Origin of the sequence: Burkholderia sp. SCN-KJ (genome assembly GCF_024656005.1) — a bacterium.
GTDB lineage: Bacteria > Pseudomonadota > Gammaproteobacteria > Burkholderiales > Burkholderiaceae > Burkholderia.
This window is the reverse complement of sequence record NZ_JANKOG010000018.1, coordinates 123,616-145,440: the sequence shown is the minus strand read 5'-3', so window position 1 is coordinate 145,440 and position 21,825 is coordinate 123,616. Positions and strand designations below refer to the sequence as shown.

25 protein-coding genes and 1 pseudogene are annotated in these 21,825 nt (G+C 60.4%); 19 read left to right on the top strand and 7 right to left on the bottom strand.

Going from position 1 to position 21,825, the window contains the following annotated elements; genetic code table 11:
• The first annotated feature begins 8 nt into the window (after positions 1 to 8).
• From NQV17_RS26760 to NQV17_RS26745, 4 genes are all read left to right on the top strand, one after another.
• Positions 9 to 737 carry a PRTRC system protein B gene (locus tag NQV17_RS26760; protein ID WP_257774572.1) on the top strand — a complete coding sequence of 243 codons (729 nt, stop codon included), beginning with the start codon at positions 9 to 11 and terminating at the stop codon, positions 735 to 737.
• Positions 734 to 1,369 (top strand): PRTRC system protein A, encoded by a 636-nt coding sequence (locus NQV17_RS26755; RefSeq protein WP_257774571.1) that lies wholly within the window; start codon positions 734 to 736, stop codon positions 1,367 to 1,369. Before NQV17_RS26760 ends, NQV17_RS26755 begins: the two co-directional genes overlap by 4 nt.
• Complete coding sequence (locus NQV17_RS26750; RefSeq protein ID WP_257774570.1) at positions 1,369 to 2,187, top strand: PRTRC system ThiF family protein; 819 nt, start codon at positions 1,369 to 1,371, stop codon at positions 2,185 to 2,187. Before NQV17_RS26755 ends, NQV17_RS26750 begins: the two co-directional genes overlap by 1 nt.
• Positions 2,188 to 2,272: 85 nt before the next feature.
• A complete protein-coding gene (locus NQV17_RS26745) occupies positions 2,273 to 2,551 on the top strand; it encodes a hypothetical protein (protein ID WP_257774569.1) in 279 nt (92 codons plus the stop codon).
• A gap of 543 nt (positions 2,552 to 3,094) precedes the next feature.
• On the opposite strand, the gene NQV17_RS26740 is transcribed toward NQV17_RS26745, so the two are convergent.
• The 3 genes from NQV17_RS26740 to NQV17_RS26730 form a co-directional block, all read right to left on the bottom strand.
• Positions 3,095 to 3,511, bottom strand: coding sequence for a hypothetical protein (locus NQV17_RS26740; RefSeq protein WP_257774568.1), 417 nt, complete (start codon positions 3,509 to 3,511; stop codon positions 3,095 to 3,097).
• Positions 3,512 to 3,647: 136 nt separating this feature from the next.
• Complete coding sequence (locus tag NQV17_RS26735; protein WP_257774567.1) at positions 3,648 to 5,087, bottom strand: thiol-activated cytolysin family protein; 1,440 nt, start codon at positions 5,085 to 5,087, stop codon at positions 3,648 to 3,650.
• 121 nt (positions 5,088 to 5,208) lie between these two features.
• The gene (locus NQV17_RS26730) at positions 5,209 to 5,625 is read right to left on the bottom strand and encodes a helix-turn-helix transcriptional regulator (RefSeq protein WP_257774566.1); all 417 of its coding nucleotides are present in this window, start codon (positions 5,623 to 5,625) and stop codon (positions 5,209 to 5,211) included.
• Between the two features lie 436 nt (positions 5,626 to 6,061).
• On the opposite strand from NQV17_RS26730, the gene NQV17_RS26725 reads away from it, so the two are divergent.
• The 12 genes from NQV17_RS26725 to NQV17_RS26670 all read left to right on the top strand — a co-directional run bounded on the left by NQV17_RS26725 (position 6,062) and on the right by NQV17_RS26670 (position 14,599).
• Positions 6,062 to 6,349 carry a hypothetical protein gene (locus NQV17_RS26725; protein ID WP_257774565.1) on the top strand — a complete coding sequence of 96 codons (288 nt, stop codon included), beginning with the start codon at positions 6,062 to 6,064 and terminating at the stop codon, positions 6,347 to 6,349.
• A 142-nt stretch (positions 6,350 to 6,491) separates the two neighbouring features.
• On the top strand, positions 6,492 to 6,953 hold the full coding sequence (locus NQV17_RS26720; RefSeq protein WP_257774564.1) for a hypothetical protein: 462 nt from the start codon (positions 6,492 to 6,494) through the stop codon (positions 6,951 to 6,953).
• Between the two features lie 90 nt (positions 6,954 to 7,043).
• Entirely contained in the window at positions 7,044 to 7,436 is a 393-nt protein-coding gene (locus NQV17_RS26715; RefSeq protein ID WP_257774563.1) for a hypothetical protein, read from the top strand.
• An 8-nt stretch (positions 7,437 to 7,444) separates the two neighbouring features.
• The gene (locus tag NQV17_RS26710) at positions 7,445 to 7,918 is read left to right on the top strand and encodes a hypothetical protein (RefSeq protein WP_257774562.1); all 474 of its coding nucleotides are present in this window, start codon (positions 7,445 to 7,447) and stop codon (positions 7,916 to 7,918) included.
• Between the two features lie 2 nt (positions 7,919 to 7,920).
• Complete coding sequence (locus tag NQV17_RS26705; RefSeq protein ID WP_257774561.1) at positions 7,921 to 8,052, top strand: hypothetical protein; 132 nt, start codon at positions 7,921 to 7,923, stop codon at positions 8,050 to 8,052.
• 82 nt (positions 8,053 to 8,134) lie between these two features.
• The gene (locus NQV17_RS26700) at positions 8,135 to 8,545 is read left to right on the top strand and encodes a hypothetical protein (RefSeq protein ID WP_257774560.1); all 411 of its coding nucleotides are present in this window, start codon (positions 8,135 to 8,137) and stop codon (positions 8,543 to 8,545) included.
• Between the two features lie 75 nt (positions 8,546 to 8,620).
• On the top strand, positions 8,621 to 10,138 hold the full coding sequence (locus tag NQV17_RS26695; protein WP_257774559.1) for a hypothetical protein: 1,518 nt from the start codon (positions 8,621 to 8,623) through the stop codon (positions 10,136 to 10,138).
• A 49-nt stretch (positions 10,139 to 10,187) separates the two neighbouring features.
• A complete protein-coding gene (locus tag NQV17_RS26690) occupies positions 10,188 to 10,652 on the top strand; it encodes a hypothetical protein (protein ID WP_257774558.1) in 465 nt (154 codons plus the stop codon).
• Positions 10,653 to 10,908: 256 nt separating this feature from the next.
• Entirely contained in the window at positions 10,909 to 11,160 is a 252-nt protein-coding gene (locus tag NQV17_RS26685; protein ID WP_257774557.1) for a DUF3717 domain-containing protein, read from the top strand.
• Positions 11,161 to 11,278: 118 nt separating this feature from the next.
• Complete coding sequence (locus tag NQV17_RS26680; protein ID WP_257774556.1) at positions 11,279 to 12,307, top strand: ATP-binding protein; 1,029 nt, start codon at positions 11,279 to 11,281, stop codon at positions 12,305 to 12,307.
• Positions 12,308 to 12,408: 101 nt separating this feature from the next.
• Positions 12,409 to 13,335 carry a hypothetical protein gene (locus NQV17_RS26675; protein ID WP_257774555.1) on the top strand — a complete coding sequence of 309 codons (927 nt, stop codon included), beginning with the start codon at positions 12,409 to 12,411 and terminating at the stop codon, positions 13,333 to 13,335.
• Positions 13,336 to 13,342: 7 nt separating this feature from the next.
• Positions 13,343 to 14,599: a VWA-like domain-containing protein gene (locus tag NQV17_RS26670; RefSeq protein WP_257774554.1), complete on the top strand. Its 1,257-nt coding sequence runs from the start codon at positions 13,343 to 13,345 to the stop codon at positions 14,597 to 14,599.
• A gap of 313 nt (positions 14,600 to 14,912) precedes the next feature.
• Here the strand turns inward: NQV17_RS26670 and NQV17_RS26665 are convergent, their stop codons facing one another.
• Entirely contained in the window at positions 14,913 to 15,998 is a 1,086-nt protein-coding gene (locus NQV17_RS26665) for an NAD(P)/FAD-dependent oxidoreductase (RefSeq protein WP_257774553.1), read from the bottom strand.
• Positions 15,999 to 16,561: 563 nt separating this feature from the next.
• On the opposite strand from NQV17_RS26665, the pseudogene NQV17_RS26660 reads away from it, so the two are divergent.
• A pseudogene (locus NQV17_RS26660) lies at positions 16,562 to 17,205 on the top strand (succinate dehydrogenase iron-sulfur subunit).
• A gap of 371 nt (positions 17,206 to 17,576) precedes the next feature.
• Here the strand turns inward: NQV17_RS26660 and NQV17_RS26655 are convergent.
• From NQV17_RS26655 to NQV17_RS26645, 3 genes are all read right to left on the bottom strand, one after another.
• Positions 17,577 to 18,572: a restriction endonuclease gene (locus NQV17_RS26655; protein WP_257774552.1), complete on the bottom strand. Its 996-nt coding sequence runs from the start codon at positions 18,570 to 18,572 to the stop codon at positions 17,577 to 17,579.
• Between the two features lie 61 nt (positions 18,573 to 18,633).
• The gene (locus NQV17_RS26650; protein ID WP_257774551.1) at positions 18,634 to 19,320 is read right to left on the bottom strand and encodes a 4-fold beta flower protein; all 687 of its coding nucleotides are present in this window, start codon (positions 19,318 to 19,320) and stop codon (positions 18,634 to 18,636) included.
• Positions 19,321 to 19,322: 2 nt separating this feature from the next.
• On the bottom strand, positions 19,323 to 19,775 hold the full coding sequence (locus NQV17_RS26645) for a hypothetical protein (protein ID WP_257774550.1): 453 nt from the start codon (positions 19,773 to 19,775) through the stop codon (positions 19,323 to 19,325).
• A 486-nt stretch (positions 19,776 to 20,261) separates the two neighbouring features.
• Between NQV17_RS26645 and NQV17_RS26640 the strand changes: the two genes are divergently transcribed.
• On the top strand, positions 20,262 to 21,392 hold the full coding sequence (locus tag NQV17_RS26640) for a CpaF family protein (RefSeq protein ID WP_257774549.1): 1,131 nt from the start codon (positions 20,262 to 20,264) through the stop codon (positions 21,390 to 21,392).
• Positions 21,393 to 21,408: 16 nt separating this feature from the next.
• Positions 21,409 to 21,825 carry a TrbC/VirB2 family protein gene (locus NQV17_RS26635; RefSeq protein ID WP_257774548.1) on the top strand — a complete coding sequence of 139 codons (417 nt, stop codon included), beginning with the start codon at positions 21,409 to 21,411 and terminating at the stop codon, positions 21,823 to 21,825.

Here is a 21,825-nt window from a genome sequence, read left to right as displayed (position 1 = left end):
GTTTTCATATGTCTGGTATCTCGGCCGGTCGCACCGGTTCGGATGTCGCGTTGTCGCAAGCGTTGTTGCTCTATACCGGCAAGGACGGTGCGCACTTTGCAACAGCCCACGCTGTCATTGCTGACCGCCAAAGCGGTCGGCCCATCATTGGCGCCGGTCGGCCGCTCGACCGGAAGGTGCTTGTTCAAACGCTTCAGCAGCTCGCGGAGCACGTCGCACCGCGGGCGGAGTTTTTGCCTGCAACGGTGCTCGGGGTCTCGCCTGATGCAGTCACGTGGTGGTGTCCGCCAGCGATGCGTCGAGTGTTCTTCGAATGCGAGAGCCTGGGTAAGCGAAGTGCTGTGGTGCCGCATCCGGGGCTGGTGTTCCAGGCCTCGAATCAGGGCTTCCGCGTGTTCGCGGTGGCAGGCAGTGTTCGCCCCGTTCGCGAGACGCCGTTGTTCGAACCGCCTTACTTCAACACGTGGGATGTTGGCGCGATCTGTATCGGCAGCGCACGCGTACCGAAGCGGGTTGATGTCGCGTCGATCGATGGTTGGGAAGCCGGCTTCTTCGACTCGGCGTTCACGCATCCGAACGCCGGCGGCAAACGGATCGAGTACAAGGACGGCGAATACGCATTCTGGCGCGACATGCTCGACGGCAAGTTCGGCGAGACGTTTCCGCTAAACGCGCTTGTGCCGATGAAACGGACGGTCGAGCAGCTGGTGAACGGCCAAATCGGGAGGGGCGCATGAATCCGCTCGATACCGTTCTCCAGCAGTCGTTCCCGTCGGTGATGGTTCCCTCGCGGGAGTCGGTTGCGCCGATGACGCGGTGGGGTGAGCGCCTGCTCATTGCATCGGATGGCGTCTATCTCGAAGTCCTGCGTCCTTGGGTGAACGTGGTGCGTCGCATCGCGCAGTACGAAGTCTCGACAGCTGTCCCGTACGGGAAGGTCGAAGAGACGACGGCGCTCTTGTGCGGGCAGATTCCGGCCGCGCTCGTCGCGGAGTTTCATGCGATGGCTCGGGCGGCATTGCCGAACGAGGTCGGTGCGTGGATCGTCTGGAACAGCGTGACCTTTACCTTCCGCATCGTTGCGTTACCTTTGCTGTCGCACGGGCCAGGGCATCTGGTCTATGAGCGGCCGCGACTGGCAGAAGGCGAATGGTTGGTGGTCGATTGCCATTCCCATGGCGCTGGCCCGGCGTTCTTCTCGCGCACGGACAACAAGGATGACCAGCATGACGTGAAGTTTGCGCTCGTGCTGGGCCATTGCGATCGTACGCCGTCCGTCGCGCTGCGGCTTTGCGCGAAGGGGATCTTCGAGAAGTTCGAGCGCGCGCCCGAGTCGTGGGCGGCCGCGTGGACGATGGAGGTGATGTGATGAGCGAGGTGATCACACACAGTATTCTGGCCGAGATGATCCGCCGGCCGTGGCGCGTCGTCGTGGTTGGAGCCGGCGGGACCGGGAGCGCATTTCTTCCTAGTCTCGCGCGGTTGCATTACGCCATGATCGAGCTCGGCCATCCTGGCGGGATCGAGTGCACGGTGTACGACGACGACACCGTCAGCGAGACAAATGTCGGGCGGCAGGGGTTCTATCCCAATGACGTCGGGCATTACAAGGCGCTGCTGCTCGTGAATCGGCTCAACAACCTGATGGGGACCAACTGGGTTGCGGAGCCGCGGCGCGTCGATTCATCGGTGCGGATCGTCGCCGACATCGTGGTGGGATGCGTCGACTCACGTCGCGCGCGGCACGCCATTGTGCAGGCAGCGAAGCGGGGGAAGTGTCACTACTACCTCGACTGCGGCAATGAGACGGATCGTGGTCAGGTCATTCTCGGGGAGTTTGGCAAGGCCCGGCATGACCGGTTGCCCCACGTGGGCGATCTGTTCCCGGAACTGCTGAACGCTAAGAATGACAAGGGCGACGACACACCGTCCTGCTCAATGGCCGATGCGCTGCGCAAGCAGTCTCTGGTCATCAATCAGGCGATCTCGGTGCAGGCCTACAACCTGCTCTGGACGCTGTATCGGACGGGATCGCTGAAGTATTCCGGCAGCTTTGTGAACCTGGAGACGGGGCGCACAAGCCCGATACCGATCGATCCTGCCGCGTGGGCGCGCTTCGGCTACGACGCGCCCGCGCCGAAAAAGCCGAATGCTCGCAAGAGCCGGAAGCCGACTGCAACAGATTGACTTGGCCGCCTCATTTCGAGGCGGCTTTTCTTTTACCCAGCGGGTGGCTGCCCGGTGGGGCGGCGCGCGCAACATTGGAGCAAACATGAAGGATGTTCGGGATACAGCGAAAGCGGTTCGCGATGCTGACTTGCCGCATGCAGTAATCCGGTTCAAACGTTCAGTTCAGTTTCCACGGTTCAGCATGGCCAAAGGCGAACGGTGGGGGGGCGCCGTCTACGGTAAGACAGCGGACCGAATCGCTGTGATCAAAGCGGGAGATCGGTTCGATTTCGCGGGCGGCAAGTGTCTTGCGATCGACGTCGAAATCATCTACGAAGGACCTGGCAACCTCGATTTCAGTCGGGGCGCAGGATACATCTAGTCTTACTGCGTCACGAAAGTGGCGCGTCGCTGGCACGCCCGCAACAAGGGCATAACTCCATACGGGCGAGCAGATGATAGCTCCGGCATGACGCAGGTTTTTGACCGAAGTCCGCACATAACGCTGCGCGCGCAGGACTGCCGCGTGGGACGTAAACGCCGGGAACGGCAGGTAATTTTGCGACGAAGCTTTTTTCTGCGGCCGGACTATTCGGCGATGAGGCGGTCGGTCATTACGAAGCCGTAAGCGACGATACTAAAGCTTGCGTGATGATGAACCCTCGCTAGCCGCGCCCTTCGTAGTGCCCCAGACCGAAGTTCTGCTTCGAGTCCTGACAGTTACGCGCGATGTGCGAGCGCTGATGGACAACGCGAGCCAGCACGTCGATGGGCATATTCTCGGGCAGTGTCAACAGATAGTGTCCGCCCGAGGATCTCCGCGATAGCGGGTGCGCTCGATATCGCCAAAGCTGCAGGGCTATGAGGGCATCGAGCGGTCTCGAATGGTCGGAAGGGACCGGGACGGTCCCTCGCGACGATCTTGTCAGCTGACCTGCTTGTGTTTCGTCAGATCGACGCTCATGTCGGTCTGCCCATCGCAACCGAAAAGTTGAAGCATTGGAAACCGCGCGGATAGACTCTTTCGCAGATTCTTTGCGAAATTGTAGCCATCGCATATGTCCATGTAGAGCTTTCCTTTCCAGTCGCCTTGCACCATTCTGATCAGCGCGTCAGAAAATTGCTGGGCGGTGAAGTCGGTGAATGAGTCGTCTTCTTCCCCAAACACCAGCGGCGTGCCATGCGCGGTGACCACCAGAATGTCGTCACCGGTCAAAGGCCCGAAGACCTGTTGGAGGGCTGCGCGGCGACATCCGCTATAGCGACGTTCAGCCTTGAATTTCTTGGCTGCTTCGGTTACTTCTTCGTCGTCGCGACACCAGCAAAGTAATGTTGTGCTCATGGAAAACTCCTTAAATCGGTTTGATTGATGAGAAGCGGCACCGTCGCGGGTGTTCAGCCATCAGAAGGCGGCGGCGCGGTACCGATTCGCGCCGGCCAGGGGCAATTCCAACTAGATGCCGACTTTGGGGAGGGCACTATGCATCGGGCTGCATCGAGAAGGTTTGGCTAAGCGTCGTGCCACCGATCTTCACAGTCCGATTTGGCACGAGAGGCATGCCGCGCTTGTCCCCGGATGTCCGCCACCATTCCCAGGCGAGACCCGTACAGCCCTCCGCCTTGATGTCGATCATCCGCGCGTTACCGCGAAGCGGGATCTCCGTTGCGAAGGGTGCGGTTCGGTCACGACCGCTTCCGTCCCACGTTACCCGACGGGTGACCTTGGAGCCGTTGTCGTAGCTGATTTCGTCCCACGACACCGTAAAGCGAGCGACATAGCCACCGGTATGCTCGAATTTGATCTGCCCGCCGGAATAGCACTCCGTCTTCTCGGCGACATACTCGGTCTTGCCATGCACGCCGGCGGACATGCCATCCTTCAGGTAGACGGTGGTGTAGTTCAGAGGCGCGGCCGGGTTGGCCGGCGAAAGCTTCGTATTCTCGAAGATGATCTTGTTGATCTTTTGTGCATCCTCCACGCCCGCCAGACTCAGGCCCGAGTAGATTGCTTCCGACCCGCCGAGCGCAACGAGGCTCACGTTGATTTGGCTGAGCTTCGCTTTGTACTCCGTGGAGCCGCGGGTGTCTGTTTGAACACCGTTGGCCGTGACGCTGGCCTTCACCGTCGCTTCGAGCTCAGTCGAGGACAATGACGACTCGAACTTGAGAAAGATCTGGCGCCCATATTGCACGTTCTTGACCAGCAACGGCGGGTGAGTGGCACTGACACCCGCCTGCGACAGATCATCCCACGACGTTTCCTCGTCGAAGACGTCCGCGGGGGCACGCGGCCGTTCAACGGACACCGTGTAGAAAATCTGCTTGAACTGAACGAGATAGACCGACTTCTTCTCGACGCTCTTGCGAGAGAAGTCGATCCCCATCTTCTGCTTCAGATAGGTCACGTCGCAGCCGAACTTGAGCGCGAGCTCGTTCTCGTCGTAGACGAGGCTGCTGCGGTACTGAAAGTTTGCTGGCAGGCTCCACTCGCCGCCGTGACTGCCAAACCATTTCGCCAGGACGGCGTTGATCCCGGCCTGTACGTTGGCATATGTCGGCACGGTCGTGAACGAGCCGTCGCTGGTACCCGGCAGGTTGATGGTGAAATTGAGCGGGGCTTTCTTGCACGCGAGCTCCTGTGGCTTGCCGTCGAGCAGATCGTTGCTGGCAAAGAGCAACGCCCCCGGATAGGTGACGTCGTCGTAGGCACTCGGAACGGCGATGTCGAAATTCGCGTCGTAGCTGCATTTTTCGCGCGTTACGACCAGATAGGTGGATCCGTCGAAGCGGTCTTCTGCAGGGTGATCGATGTTGGCAATCCGCGTCCCGTTGAAAACCATCACGGTCCTCGGATCGTATTTGAGGGCGGCGATCTTCTCGTTGATCGATTCACGGTTACTTGTCACGGTGGTATTCATTTGTTGCTCCGGTTTGTTTGAATTAGGAACGCCGGTGGAATTCATGAATATGTAAATCTCCCGTCGGCGTTTTGAAACAACAGACGGTACTGCGATGCCAGATTAGGATCGAATTGCTGGGCTAGTCGATGCCACATTTTGCGTATTGAGATGCAACCCAGGCGACCAGGGTACGAGTTGAGCTAAATCCCATTTTTTGACGTAGGCGCTCTCTATGCTTGTCGACAGTCCGTGGGCTTATGCCGATCACTCGAGCGATGCATTTGCTGCTCCCGCCCAGGCAGAGCAGTTCTAAAACGCGAATCTCGGCTGGGCTCAGGCCGAGCGATGCGAGTCCAAGTCTCGCGATCCAGCCTGACGGTGCTGGGACACCAAGAAACGGAACACCGGTCGAAGTGGTGCCCGCTTTCAACATCGCGCGGCTGACGTGGCGGCGTGACGTGCCGAGACCGATGCCGAGTCGCGCAGCGATCTCGGAGTTGCTGAGCCCCCGACGTAGTAGTTCAAGAACTTCGGCTTCCCGCGGCGTGAGTGGCATCAGTTCTGACGCTCGGACCGGTCGATTACCAAAGTTGGGGAGCACATTGAATGTGCGCTTGCCACCGGCTTTTCGAAAATCGAGAGCGACCGGCGTGGTGCGTCATCGGGATATTTGACGCTGAATCTTGCTTCGCATGAAACCCGCAACCTTCGGATGCACGATCGCACGCTATTCTAGGCAGACTGCATTGTTCTGATACCAGCGCCTCCCGAGGGATCGGGCAGGCGCTTTCTTTTCGTCCAGAGGAAAGCGGGGCGGTTTTCCCGATGATTTCGCTTACCGGCGCACGGCCACGCCCCTAAACTGGATCTACTTCTCGCGCATTTGCGCATCGACCTAACCGTACCGACTCAATCGGCACGTTCCTACGTTTCAACCCGTTCGGGAGTCCATCCCGTCAGGATCAGGCTCCCTCACTCAACTTGGAGCCTTCTTGAACACTTACCAACTTGCCGCACGCGGCCAAACGAATGGCTGGAACCCCACGTGCAACGACGTGAACACGCGTAACGCCTTCCAGATGCTCCCGATCGAAGTCGCGGCGCAAGCGGAGGACGTTGACGAGTTTCGCGCGATCATGAACAACCCGGCATTTGATCCGATCGGTGCACGGCCCCGCTTCTTCGCAGAGGTGGGTCGTAACGACCTGGATGACGAAGCCAATGCGCGCTACCAGCGCCTCGTCCCGTTGCTCGACGAATATCGTCGACGCTTCCACTGATCGGTTCCCGCCGGTCCGCAATTCGTGAGCGTGCGGTCCAACGCACGTATGTAGTCGGGTAGGCGCTGTCACCTACCCATTTCTCCCGCTAGGGCAACTGCCCTATCGGGCCGGTTGCCATTTCCTTCAAGAGGCAACCCGCATGTTCAAGCTCTTTATCTCAATCGTGGTTCTGTCCTGCCTGACCGCGTGCGCGTCGGTTGACTTCGGTTCGCCGGACATCTACCAGCGCTACGACGTCCAGCACGCAGGCTCCATTGAACAGGCCACCGTCATCAGCGTCCGCGGCGTCACGATGGACAGCGGATCCGACAACACGGGTCTGTCGTCGCTGCTCAGCGCAGGCGTGAGCGCCTTCCTCGGCTCCCGCACGATCGGTGGCGGTAATGGCCGCTATATCGCTGGTGCCATCGCCGGCGCGGGCGCCGGGTTTATCACGCAGAAGGTATCGGCGGTCCTGCAGCGTCACGCAGGCGTCGAGATCGTTGTCCGTACCGGCGCCGGCCGAGTGCTGGTCGTCGTGCAATCGGACGACCAGCGCTTCACCACGGGCGACCGGGTGATGCTGGTCAGCAGCAATTCGGGGCTGCGCGTCACGCGCTGAGCCCATTTTCAGTTCCGGCGATCGCCGGCTTTCCCATGCATAGCGAGGCACTCCGAAAGGGGGCCTCGCTTTTTTCTTTTCGAGGTTGTGATGTTGAAAGTACCGAAGATGTTCTACGCCGATCGGCGTAGTGCTGGCGCGGCGTCGGACGCCGCCCTGACCCACCAGGCGACGCAAATGCTTCGGCGCGTCGCGATCGACCTCCGGCTGCGCCGTAGTGACCATGAAATCGTCGCGGAACCGGCTCGACGGGGCCGTGGCTGTCGTGTCACGTTGCGCACGCCAGCGATGATGCTCGAGGTGGCCGACTCGCCGAGCCGGCGAGCGGTTGCCGTCGACTTCCGCACCCGGCGCGGCCGCTCGGATCTCTCCGGCGGTGGCGACAACGCCGTTTCGCTAGACCAGTTGGCGTCGAAGGATGGCTACGATGAATTCCTGAGCGGGCTGCGGCTCGCTGACGGTTTGGATCACGAGCGGCGATAGGAGGTCGAATGGAAATCGTCGATCTCGTTGTCGAGTATCCGTCGGGTCTGTCGATTAGCGATCGTGCGACGTATGTCGCGGATCTGAAGATCGTGCACCCCTCGATGCGTCTTGCCATGATCCTACTGGAACTCGACGCCACGGAAGCGCCGCCTACCGCGTTCGCGGTGTTCGATGGCGGGGAGGTAGAACTGGAGGCCCAACTCGACGGTACGTTTCAGGTGACCGGCGAGGTGCCGGAGACCGTGCTCGTGGAGACCGGGTTTATCGCCACGCTGCTGGCACGCGCTTGGACCAAGGACCAGCGTCAGCAGTTTGGAAGGTTTGCCCACACGCTGTCGGCGGCATCGCTCGTTGGCGCGATAGGTTACTGGCACTCAACGGACGACTGGAATCTCCATGCGAGCCTGAGCGTCGCGTTTCTGATCGTTGCCTGTGTGATATTGTTTGTTCAAGGTATGAAGTCCATGAACGGAGAGTGACTATGGGTTTCGCAATTTTTGCATTGGCCATGGCGTTGATAGTGAGCGCCTATGGCAACTACATGAGCAATCGCGGTCTGAAAGCTGACCGTGCACGTCGCCACGCACGCTTGCATCGCGTTCCGCGCTACTGACTTAGGCCCGCTTGAGCGGGTCTTCAAAACCATCTAAGGCCGCCCCCACACCGGGGCGGCCTTTTGCTTTTTGGGAGTTCCGATGCACCAAGTACTGGATCTACCGGTCGTGCGGGTGAACAGTCCGTTCGACCCCGTGGGCAGGACCGTCGCTGCGGTTGTCGAGCAGATCGAATTGGCCCTGCGTAAGACTGAGATCGAGCCCGAATGGGTGTCGCTGGCCAACCATTTCGCAGATCCCAATGAAGCGGTCTACGGCCTCAAGCCAACGTCCAATTGGCCTGATGCCGGCGGGCGGCGGCGGCGCGTGAGTCTGTCGGTCGAGCGCGGCTCATCGGAAGGCTGGATCGTGCAGGTCGACTTCGTTAGCTTCCATGAAGCGGGCGAGGGCGGACACTGGACCAGCCAGCCGGTCATGCGCATCAAGACGCTGTCCCGCTCTCAGGCGTGGGCGGTCGCAGCGGTCGTGTCGCGCATGCTCGATATCGACTAAACCGAGTTTCTTTCCCTTCCCGATCTGGGGCGACTGCCCCGATGGGTGGTCGCCCCTTCTTCAAGGACACCATCCATGTACGCAATCCACATTCCGGGCGAGACCATCCTTGCCGACACGCTGGCCCAAGTCTTCCATATCTTCTTCCACGACGCGCGCATGAGCGCGTACGAGACACGCGATTTCTCGCTGACGAAATCGGGCGTCCCCCTGCCGATCCTGCGGTACAACGGGATTCTGACGGTCCGGCAGCAAGGCTCGGCCGAATCCATCTTCAATGCGATGTTCGAGGAGATTCGCGACCAGTGGTTCACAGCCGGTGGGGCCATGCGGCAGGTCTGGCAGGTCACCCGCAAGCAGTGGGAGGTCTTCAGGTTTGTCTTCAACCTCGGCATCAAGCCGGCCTGGATGCTGTCGGGCGAGCAACTCGAGGCCGAAGTCGAAGCCGCTCGCGCGATGGGCGTTAGATTTTCCCTGTCCGAAGTTTGTCGACGTGCATCCGACGATATGTTCGGCTTTGGCTCAGAGGGGCCGCGATCTATGTCTGGTACCGTCAACGGCCGGCACGAAGTTCACGTGGTTCAGGCGCTGTTGCTCGACAAGCCGATTCCCGACGCGGTGCTGGACCCATACCGCGCGGATCCGAAGCTGTTCGGTTTCGATCTGGAGTGGGCGGCGGCGGTGCTCAATGTACCGGTGCTGCGTAACGCGTTGCCGTACGACGTATTGCGCGCGGCGATTCGGATCATGCACGACGAGAAGCGAGTGATCGACGGCCAACTCGGTGCCGATCTGGTCGCGGCGTTGCGCGAGCTGTTGGCAACGGCAACGTCGGTGCAAGTCGACGACCGTCTCTACGAGGCGGGCGTCGTCGGCCGGCTGGCCCTTCCGGACACTTACCAGCAGCCAGTCGATCTCGGCACGCCGGTATCGCCCCTTGCCGAGCGGCTCAGGACCATCGTCGCGAAGAAGATCCTTGAGCGCGAGCTGAAAGCGATCGAAACGGATTTCGGAGATGGCAAGCTCTCGACGCGAAAGCGTGCATTGAAACTGGAAATCGCGACGTTGGGGCCGGGCCGGTACACGTTCCACTGGCCCAACGAGTTTGCGACAGCGGTTGAGTTGCGCGACATGCCCAAGCTATTGCAGGTGCTGGACCATCCGGATGGCCAGAACGAGTCGAGCAAGCAGGTGATTTGCGAGGCGTTCGGTGTGTCGCTTCGTGGGTTGAACTCGAAAGGCCGCCGGCGCGTGATTTTCGCGTGTTGCGGTTACGACGAGGCCGCTCAGGCGAAATGGGAAGCGGAGCGCGAAGTGAAGCGTGCTCATGACAAAGCACACGAAGCAGCGAATGACGCGAAGGAACGTGCGTCGCGGGTGCATTACCAATGCCCGGACCGGACGATCATCACCGGTGCCGAGCACGTGGAGCGAGCCGTAGCCGCGGGTTTCTCGGAAATTCGCAGCTACCGGCGCGGTGCGTCGACCCGTTACGCGATGGTGAATCCCACGTCCCGCGAAGCGCGCAACCTCCGTGCGAACGATGGAACGCTGCAGTACGCACGTTCGCTCCTGGAGCCGCTTGCGGCGTGACTACTTCCTGGCCGCCGAAAGGCGGCCAGGCGCACACGAGGTGTTGACCATGCGATTTGATCGATCCGTGCGTTACGAGGATTACATCTGGACGCGTCGTAAGGAACTGGCGTTCCTGAATCGGCACAAGCGAGTCGCGCATAAGCTGGAGCGCGACTATCCACTGTTCGCCGACCAACTCGCGCCTGCGGCCGAGACGGACATCGATGCCGAGAAGGCGTTGCGCATCGACAGGGCCCGGAAGAGCGAGCAAAGAATGCGCGACCTCGACGCAAGTCAATGGCGCGCAGGTCGTGCGTCGTACTTCGCGTGCGATCGGGAGACGCGCGTACGGATCATGGCGGAGTGGCGAGCGTGGACGGGGCCGGCGAAGCCTCTGTACTTTATCTACGTCGTCGAGAAGCACAATGGGGTTGGCGACGAGCGCACGCGCAGAATGCGTGCACGCGACGCCGAACTCCGCGAGCAGCTTCTGCCGATGTCAGATGCCCAAGGCGACCTGCTTCGCACATGAGCGGTCTTCCGTCAGTCGATATTGAACAACCGGCGCCTCGTGCGCCGGTTTTTTTTCGTCCATTCGCGGCGTGGCAGATCCAAAGCCGCTCGCTTTTCCCGACCTTTCCGGCCGGCGTGTGGCGCCGGGACGCCTACACTGGCTTTACTTACCGCGTCATCGACGCATCGAACCCGCCGCGAAGCGGCCTTTTCCTGCCCCAGGGGATCACGTCCCGCAGGGCGTTGTTCACGGGGCGACACTTTCTAGGTCACCCATGAAACTACTCGACGTATCGACCCGCCTACCACCGGACGTCGTCTCGATCGCTGAGATCGAAGGCGCGATTAACGTCTGGCGCAATCGCTCGTCGGCGCCGAACGGCCCCGACGAGCTGCTCGTACTTTGCCCGGAAGCCCGCGTGCTCGCGGACGTCTACGGCGTGATGATCGTGACGCGCGCGAAAAGCGTGCCGCGGTCATCGTTGACGGAAAAACAGGCCGCCGCGCTCGCGCGCGCGCACGCCTAAGCATCAAACAGCGTCTTCGGACGCATCGACACGCCGTATCACGGCATCTCCAATTGCCCCGCAGGGTCACGTCCCTGCCGGGCGCGATTCCGTGGGGCTTTCTTTTTCAAGGAACCCCATGAAACTCTCCCCCGCGCAGCTCACCGAGCTGCTCAGCATCTACATTCCGAAGCGCTTCCCGGTGCTGATTAGTGGCCGACCTGGCATCGGCAAATCCGACATCGTTGAAGCTGCTGCGGCCGCGACCGACCACGATCTGCTCATCAGCCATCCGGTGGTCGAAGACCCGACGGACTCGAAGGGCCTGCCGTTCCCATCCTCCGATGGCGAACGTGCGCGCTTCCTACCGTTCGGCGATCTCGAGCGCGCTTTGAGCGCGCGCCGGCCGCTGCTCTGGTTTCTCGACGATCTTGGCCAGGCGTCGCCGGCCGTGCAGGCCGCCAAGATGCAATTGCTGCTTGCCCGTCGCATCGGCGAGCACAAGCTGCCAGAACACGTCACGTTCGTGGCCGCTACCAACCGGCGCGGCGATAACGCCGGTGTGGCCGGGATTCTCGATCCGGTGATCTCGCGCTTCGCCGCGGTGGTCGAGCTGGAGCCGACGATCAACGACTGGACGCGGTGGGCGGTTGCGCACAACGTGCCGCCGGAGCTGATCGCATTTCTCCGGTTCCGGCCCGATCTGCTGTCGGTTGTTAAGACGAGCCGGGACATCGAGGCATCGCCGAGCCCGCGCAGCTGGGGCTTCGTTGCCAAGGTGTTCCCGTGCGTTCCCGCGCACTTGCTGACCCATGCGGTTAGTGGCGCGGTGGGCGAGGGTGCGGCGACCGAGTTCATCAGCTTCCTCTCGATTTACAGGACGCTGCCGTCGGTCGACGCGATTCTGATGAACCCCGATCTCGGGCCGATTCCGGGCGAGCCGAGCGTGCTGTATGCGCTGACGACGGCGCTTGCCTGCCAGGCCGGCGAAGGCAACGTCGAGCGCGTCCTGAGGTACGCGGATCGCCTCGTCGACGCCGGCCACCGCGAATTCACGGCGGTCCTGGTTCGCGACGCGACCGTGCGCAAGCCGGAGCTGCAGAGCCATCCTGCCTTCGTCCGCGCGCAAGGCGGGGAGATCGGCAAGATCATCCGCGGCGAAGACTGATCGCCACCTTCCTTCCATCGCAGTGCCTGTTGCCACGGCCCGCTCGCGCGCCGTGGCCTTTTTTTCGCCTCATCCATTCACTTTCTATCTGGAGTCATTCCATGAACATCACCGATCTGAAGTCCAAGGTCATGCTGTCGTCCGTCACGATTTCCACGTGGGTCGCCCGTCGCTACGACGGCAAGGTCACCGAGGAGGTCGAGAAGAACCACCACGCGCGCGGTATTGGCCGATTCAACAAGCGGCTGCTGCCCGAGCACGCGCCGAGCTATGCCGAGGTGGTATCGATCGGCAACCGGATCCGTTCCTACTACTACGGCCGGACGCTGAAGTACGACCAACTGGGCGTGCGCCTGCTGCCGACCATGATCTACATGGATGTGGCCGAGCGCATGCGCGCGATGAAGGACGAGTTCGATCTCGCAGTGTCCGTGTTCCTGACGAACTACCTGGATCTGAAGGAACAGGCGCGCGCCGAGATGAACGGCCTGTACAACGAGGCCGACTATCCGTCGCTGGCCGAGCTGTCCGGCAAATTCGGCATCAAGCTGTCGGTGCTGCCATTCCCGGACGCGAGCCAGTTCGGCGTCGATCTGCCGAACGATGTGCTGACGAACCTGCGTACCGAGATCGACCAGCACGTATTCGAGTCGATCAAGACGGCGAACAACGATCTGGTCGGCCGGCTGTACGAGGCCGTGTCGACGATGGCGAACCGTCTGTACGCATCCAGCAACGTTCGGATGGACGTCGCCAACCATGTCCGTGAGCTCTGCGAGCTGTTGCCGAAGCTGAATTTCAGCAACGATCCGAAGCTGGCGCACATTCTCGAGCAGGCCAAGACGCATCTGGCCACACACACCGGCGCGGAACTGAAGGAATCCAACGTGCTGCGTTCGCAAGTCGCTGCCAAGGCGACCGAGATCGAAGGGTTGATGGCGGCCTTCATGGGAGGCGCACCGGCGCCGATCGCGGATCAGGTGACCGATCAGGCGATCCAGCTTCCGCCGCTGCGCTTTGCCGCATGAGGTCGCCATGGACGCGCGACTTTATGAACGCATCGCGAAGCAGCGCACGGCGCTTGTCCTCGACCACCCGTTCATCGGGGCGTTGGCGCTTCGGCTCAAGGTTGTCGAGGATCCGGGCTGCAAAACGTTCTGGACGGACAGCGAATCGCTGGGCTACAACCCGGTGTATGCGGCCGGCCTGAACGACCTGCAGGTTCGCGGCGTGCTTGCCCACGAGGTGTGGCACGTCGCGAACGGGCATTGTTGGCGTCAGGGCTACCGCGAGCACGAGGGTTGGAACGAGGCATGCGATTACGCCGTGAATCCGATCGTGCTCGATGCCGGGCTGCAGTTGCCGCCTGGTGGACTCGTCGACCCGCGCTTCAAGGGACGGTCGGCCGAGGAAATCTACGGTGTGCGGCAGAACGAGGCGCGGCAGAAGGCCCGGCAAGGCGCAGGGAAGCAAGGCGACGGGCAATCGGGTAAGGCAGACGGGAATCAGCCGTCGGCCGATCCCGGCGGCTCTCGTCTGCCTCAACCCGCGAACGGTGCAAACCCACCGTCCGCGGGCGCTGCGCCTGATGCTCAACCCGATGCAGGTCCTTCGTGCGGCGAGGTCCGCCAGTATGCGGGGCCCGACAAGGCGGCGAAGGAAGCCGAGTGGACGGTCGCGGTCCTGCAGGCGGCGAAAGCTGCCCGGGCCGCTGGCAGGCTCGGCGGCGGGCTGCAAGCCGCCGTCGAGCAAGCCGTTGCACCGGTGGTCGATTGGCGCTCGCTCCTGCACCGGTTTGCGCAGGAAGCCGCACCGACCGACTACACGTGGGCGCAGCCGAATCGCCGCTACCTTCACGCCGGGTTGTATCTGCCGTCGTTGAATGAGCCGGCGGTAGGCGACGCGGTGTTCGTGCGCGACGCCAGCGGGTCGGTGTGGGACGCGACGCAGGCGCAGTTTGCCGCCGAGATCGAGTCCATGTTCGATGCGGTTCGGCCTCGACGTCTGGTTGTCATGGACTGCGACACGCGCGTCACGCAGGTGCAGGTGTTCGAGAGAGGCGAACCGGTCGACCTGGCTCCGTTGAAAGGCGGCGGGGGTACGTCGTTTGTCGACCCCTTCCGTCGCATTTTGGCGGAGGGAATCGATCCCGCGTTTCTCGTCTACCTGACCGATATGGACGGCGCGTTTCCGAAGGAAGCGCCGTCCTATCCGGTGCTTTGGGCGTCGACCACGCCGCTCAAGCGCGCGAGGCGCGCGCCGTTCGGTGAGATGGTCGAGGTCATCTGCTGACTGCGCGATCGCGCTTTCATTCTGTAGCCCGCCCGGTCCCTGTGACCGGGCGTTTTTTTGATTCCTCGTGGATTTCCGTTGACGTCGCTTGCCGACCCATTTCAGCCCCTCGACCCGGCGAAACCTCAACGGCAGCTTCCAAGGTACTCCGGCCTCTCGCTCAACCAAGCAAAACATCCGCGGCGGCTGGGCACCGTTGTTGTCATTCGAGGCCTATTGCGTCCTGCTTTGGACGAGTGACGACACGTTTAACACCGCCGACACGATGCTTGATTCGTCGCCTTCCCCGTCGCGCCTAGGTCGATCCATGTCTCTAAAGCGCGGTGAAATCCCGGGCGCCCCGCGAGGGATGAACGGCGGCCACACGCTCGGCGAGCTTTGCATCGTAGCTCGAGTGCACATGCACACGCTTCTTGTCGGGAAACGCATAGACGTATGCTTTGCGCAGCGCGAGCGATGCCTCATGAAACCCGGATAGGATCAACTTCTGCTTGTTCGGGTAGCTGGCGATGTCGCCTGCCGCGAAGATGCCTGGCCGTGAGCTTTCGTAGTACGACGTATCAACGACGATCCGTCCGGCCTGTACGGCGATCCCCCAGTTGGCGATCGGACCGAGATCCGCAACAAGTCCGTAGAGCACGAGCAATTGATCTGCGTCGAGGCACACCGAGCCACCAATCTTGCGAACCTCGATCGATTCGAGTGTCCCCCCGGGCGCATTCAGCCCAGCAATCGTGCCAACCACGAAATCCATCTCGCCCGCCGCGACCGCCTGCTGTAACCGAGCGATGCTCGAGTCCGTCGCGCTGAAGCCGTTCCGTCGATGAACGAGCGTGACGCGCCGCGCGACCGAGCGCAGCGCCAGCGCCCAGTCGAGCGCCGAGTCGCCACCGCCCGCGACCACGACGGTTTTTCCGGCAAAGCCGTTCACGTCGGAAACGCTGTAATGGATATACCGGCCTTCAAGGAGCGCCGCCTCATCGAGTGCCAGCCGTTGCGGCACAAACTCTCCGTTGCCTGCAGCAATCAAGATCGCCGCGGTGTCAAACGCATACCCTTTGTCGGTGCGAGCAAGCCATCGACCGCCCTCGAGCGGATCCAGCGTCTCAATACGCTGACCGAGATGCATCGGAGGATCGAAGGGCCGGCATTGCTCGACGAGGCGATCGACAAGATCGCGTGCAGTGCACGATGGTATGCCGGGGATATCGTAGATCGGCTTGTCCGGATATAATGCGATGCACTGGCCACCGGGGCGCTCGATCCCGTCAACGATCCGGCACGAGAGGCCGATCACGCCTGCCTCGAACGCAGCGAAAAGGCCCACGGGACCTGCACCGACAATCAGCACGTCGGTTCTTAAAGGACTCGCAAGCGAGGAATTTTCCGGTGATGTCACGTGTCCTCCTCGTGAATGTCATGCGGGCCGCACCATTACGCCTGCTTTTTCCATATCGAGCCGGTACAAACTCGCAACGCCATTACCGCACTCGTCGACTACTCAAAGATTCAAGGAGCACGGCCCAGCCGGCTCCAAGCCATCATCGCAAGTATCTATTTATATCATGGCGTGATATATATGAGTATGTCGACGTGGAGCAAATCCCTCCGATTTCCTCTCGATACAGCGAGAGCGAGTGATCTATGACGCGATGTGACTGCCGCAGCACCTCCGGCGAAATAGATCCGACCCGTTTTCCACATTGCGCCCAATTTTTCGCAGAACGGCCATGGTTGCTAGTGTTGGGGCGCCCGACCAAGACGAACAATGAATGGGGCGCGCGGGTGACCGGATGCTCCGTCTGGAATGCCGTCGGTCTTCAATCGACAGGAACGAAGTGACGGGGAGATAGCGAGCGCGCGCCGGATACGCGATCCGTTCCACAAAGGAGGAACATCGTGAGTGAAACAAGGACGTTTGAAATATTCCGCTACGATCCAGACCGGGATCCCAAGCCGTACATGCAAACTACGAGATCGAGGTGCCCTCTACTGACAGGATGTTGCTGGATGTCCTTGTCCGGCTCAAGGCACGGGACGAGGCGCTCAGCTTTCGGCGTTCGTGCCGTGAAGGCGTGTGCGGCTCGGATGCAATGAACATCAACCGCAAGAACGGGCTCGCCTGCATCGCCAACCTCAACGACCTTCCCCGCCACACGGTCCTGCGTCCGCTGCCCGGGTTGCCGGTCGTTCGCGACCTGATCGTGGACATGACCGCGTCCTTCAAGCAATACCACTCGATCAAGCCCTACCTGATCAACGACACGCCCCCGCCGGAGAGGGAAAGGCGCCAGACGCCCGAGGAACGCGATCAGCTGGACGGTCTGTACGAGTGCATCTTGTGCGCGTGCTGTTCCAGCGCATGTCCCTCGTACTGGTGGAATCCCGATAAATATGTCGGTCCTGCCGGGCTCCTGCAGGCCTATCGCTTTCTGGTCGATTCCTGCGACGAGGGTACGGGTGAGCGGCTGGACAATCTTGACGATCCGTATCGCCTCTTCCGGTGTCGGACGATACTGAACTGTACGGACGTCTGCCCCAAAGGCCTGAATCCGGCCAAGGCGATCGGGGAGATCCGCACCATGCTCGCGCGCCGGACGATCTGAGTGACGCAACCTGACACTGGGATACTGTTATGGCAATGCCACGGGCGACACCGGGGGAATTGATCGACGTTCGACCGCATTCCATCACGCTGTTGCGTTGACCGGTTGAATCCGCAGCCAGACTCGGCAAGCCACGGTCCCGGCGGCCCGTGACCGGCTCAACCCGACCCATTGCTGTCCTTCGCCATACGGTTGCGATTATGACCGACTTAGAGAGCGGAACAGCCATTGCGCCTTAGGGGACAGCGGGGCGCCACTTTGCCGCAATTGCCGTCAATTGCTTAGTGGCGTTTGCAGCCAGATCGAGCGCAGGCGACATAGGCCATTAGAATCTCGCCATATGAAACGTTTTCGGATGGCATTTGTCCATTTCATGCGGCGATCCCGGGGCTCGAAAGGAGTATATCGGTTAGATCCTCTGGCGGAGACCAAAGTCCAGACTTTGCCTTTATGTAGCTCTGGCAGAAAGCGACAATTTTTTCCTTGTCACCGAATTTCAGTTTCTGTTTTTCAATTGCCGTGAGTTGCTCGAACGCGTTTTCCGTAAATCCATAGGTGGATAGAAACAGACCACCGTCCTTCCTCTCCTTGACAATTACTTTTAAAAGCCTCTCGATTGCAGCTGATCCGAATCGTGTTGCTGACCGCCAATGCTTAATCTCGACGTAGTATTCTGCGCGTTTTCCGTTCACCGTACATGTCAAGATTACATCTTTCCCTCCATCCTTTGAGCCGGGCGTGAGCTCAACGCCGAAACCTAAACCATCGAAGACTTCTGCCACTACACGCTCGACGTCCCGCCACTCCAGATGCATCAAAGCAGCCGGTTGGCTCGCAATCAATCGAGCCAACTGACCGCTAAGGTCACGCATCATTACGCGCACTTCAGTTTCAACATCGACGTTATCATTTCGAAGTCGACTAACCCAGCTGCGCAGTCCTTCAATGTCGAGTAGCTCTATACGAAGTGGGAGCTCTCTACCCACCGCATTGCGAGCGGCCTCGGAGAATTCGCCGTTGCTAACAAGCACTACGCGATTGAGATCTTGTAACAGGGCAGCGCCGATCAAAGATTGAACATCGCTCATCGGCACACGACGCGAATTACGGTAGAGCTTCGCTTGAATCCCTACTGTTTCGACCGTCGTCAATGCGCCACTACCTGCGCACCGAGTTGCCTTGAAGTCAATTCCATTGTCTCCGGGGCCACCCGTATGTTCTAGATCGTAGCCTTCGTCTTGTAGTAGAGGCTCAAGAACGCGTCCCAAAATCAATTCTGCGTCGCGTGCATTTAGATTAGGGGCGCGGTGTAGCCGATCGATTGTCGCCTCCAAAACCTCGCATTCTTCTTTGCTGAATTTTCCCACTCCTCACCTCCAGTTCCAATCGTTTGAACGATGTTTTCTCCATCGATTCGATCGATAAGGCTCATGAGCCGCTTTTGAGCCATTCGACGAATTTCTCAGGGTCAATCCTGTTTTGAACAAACGTATTTGCTGTAAGCGTCCCCAGCACGCTCCCATTCTTGACGAATCGAGGAGCCTGTTGGGAAAACTCATTGTACGGTGACAAGGGACTGAACGGGTTACCATAGGTGCCGAACTGATTGAAGATTGATCTTGTCTCGAATTGACTTCCGTGAGGGCCAAACTCGTTGACCATGGACTCGCTGTCAAACGGATTGCGGTTCACCTTCCCTAGCGAGACACCATCAAAAGCAACCAGCGTTGAATCCAGAAGGTGGCTAAAGTCGCCCCTCGCAGATTCCAAGAATGCCTGCGATCGAGGTGGTGATTCCTCGCGGCGTTTTCGCTCAAAAACATCGTAAAAGGGCTGTGGAACCGCTGTCATGCGCAGTCGCTTGAACGGCTTGAACGGCTTCAAAGGCTTAAGTGGCCTCATCCTTCTCGGTAAGGCTGGGCGCGCTGGCGCCAAACGGTTCCTTACCACTCTGTCATCGTTCGTGATCACGCCCATATACTTGCCATGTGGGTCGATTACTTCATTGCCATCCACAATGAACCCCAGCCAATCGCTATTGGGACTCCACAGGTTTCCACCCTGGACAAACGCAACATAATCCCCTGAAGTATTGAAGATGTAGCGGGTGCTCATGCTCAATCCTCACGAACCGAGAAGTAAAGCCCGACGATCATCATGATGACCGCAGGCACGAACAGTCCAACTCCGTACATCTTGGGCGCGTCGCTAGTAAGTAAATTTATGCCAAAGCCCATGAAAACGTTGCTCAGGGTCAAGAGTGCTGCACCCATTCTAGCGTCCGACTTCTTCTGCTTGTAGCCGTCAACGTAAGTCGACAAAGTGTTCCGTTCGTTCTTCAGCGCGGTGTTCTCTTCCTGCATCTGCTTGTAGTAGTGCAGGAGCATTGTGATGGCAACTTTATTTCCCTTGATCTCGTCTACCGACAGACCCGCCAACTGATCGACAGACAAACCCAAAAAGGCAGGCGGCTGCCCGGTAGCAGCTGCCTGGGCAGCTGCACCTTGCATTGCTGCGCCTCCCTGCGGCGCGCTTCCCGTGCCAGCAGTGTTTGGATTCGAGCCATTCATATTGTCCGCTTCCTGGAAAAAGTCGTGCCGTCGTTATCAAAGGCCAGTGCTTGCGAGGCGACAGTATACGGCGCTTCCAATCCACTCCTACGTCTCACGAGTCGTGCCCGCGTGCTAGACGTCCGGCGAACGGGACAGGGTTAAACGTCCGATGTCTGCTGCGGAAAGGCCGCTCGAGTGTCAGCCGGCGTGCGCAGGCGCATGACAGCAAATGGCCGTACGCCGACGTTCCTCCCCGGTGTTTCCCCGGAAATCCGCGATGAACCGCCTTTTTGTCCGTTCGAACCGCGTAACAGGTCGGTGCTTGACGTTGTGGGCGAAAGCTATAGGTTTTTCTGGAGCTTTCTCGGTTAGCCCCCTCAACCGGTTGACGCGAACGCAGGCCTGAACAGTCGCAAACGCGGCCGTTTGGGGTGCGACGAAAGCTGCTGAATTTCGCCGTTCTTTCGGTCCGCCGGCGGCGCGCGCAGCTTGAACAATAGCTGCATGTCCGAAATTGCCCAGAATCCGCCAATCCCGAATCAGGCGCCAGTCGAACGTCCGGTGGCTGATGTGCCGGCGTCTCGCCCGAGCGCGCAGATCACTGCGGAAGAGTTGCTCAAGGTCCGTCCGCTCGAAGACAACGCGGTGAAGCTGTTCTTCGCGTCGCTCGACCAACTGACCGGTCCGCTTGAGGCGCCCGACGTTGCCGAAATCATGATCAACGATTACGACAACGTCTGGATCGAGCGGCGAGGTGAGATGCACAAGCTGGACCTGCGCTTCAATCCCGCGAAGCTGCAGGGCGCCATTCTGTCGCTCGCGTCGTCGGTCGAAAAGTCCGCGAAAGCTGGTACTGCGCAGGGGATCATCAACGGCGGCCACAAGAATCTCCGGATCGCCTCCGTGATGCGGCCGACCGCGATTGACGGGCATGCGCTTGCGATCCGGAAACATCGGGAATCCAACCTGTCGTTGTCGGACTACGTCGGCATGGGCGCGTTCTCGCTCGTTCACGCGCGCCGCGAGGTCGAGCGCGCGATCTTTCCGCCAGATGCGCATGACGAGGCCCTGGGAGAAGCATTCCGGGCGCTGGTTCGATCGCGAGCGAACGTTCTCGTTGCCGGCGGCACGTCGACCGGCAAGACGACGTTCCTGAACGCGCTGAATGCGGAGATTCCGCCAGAGGAGCGTGTCATCACGATCGAAGACACGATGGAACTCAAGCTGTCAGCGCCGAATCGTGTGCGGCTGCTGTCGAACCCCGACAAGGGCGTGACCACGCAGGTCCTCGTCGCCCTGTGTCTGCGCTTCCGGCCCGACCGAATCATCGTCGGTGAGGTTCGGGGGGGCGAAGCCTACGACTTTATTCAGGCACTGAGCACCGGCCACGACGGTGGCATGGGCTCGATCCACTCGAACGATGCGCGCGGCGCGCTGAGTCGTCTCGAGAGCCTGGCGATGCTCGGTATCCCCACGGGGAGCCGCTGGGAGCTTGCCGACATGCGCAAGGCCATCGCGGATTGCTTTCACTACGTCGTGCACCTGCGTCGCACGGGCGAGCTCCGCCACGTGTCGGAAGTGCTCGCCATCAAGGGTTTCAAAAACGGGGACTACGTCCTCGAGCGCGTTTTCTAACCATACGGGGTTACCTATGAAGAAGTTGTTCAATGCTTTTGCTCATTCGGCGCTCGCCAAAATTGTCGGCGCCTTCCTTCGGCCGGCGACCGCCAAAGTACGCAGCGCTGCGCAGTACCTGTTCGGTCGCGGCCAGATCCGCTCCACGTTGATCGCAGCTGCGATCGCGTTTGCCACGCCGGCGGCGCATGCAGTGGATCTGAGCGATCTCGGCAACGCGGCGTCGATGATCTGTCTGATTCAGGGTTATGTGAGCGGCCCGGTGCTGTTCTGTATCGGCATCGTGGTGATCATCATGGCCGCGATCATGATCGCGAACTCCGAGAGCAACATCGTCAAGTTTCTCGCGACCGTCTTCATCGGCCTCGGTGTCGCGGCGTGTGCGATTCCGATCGTGAAGAACCGCATGCACATCGACTACACCTGTGCGTAA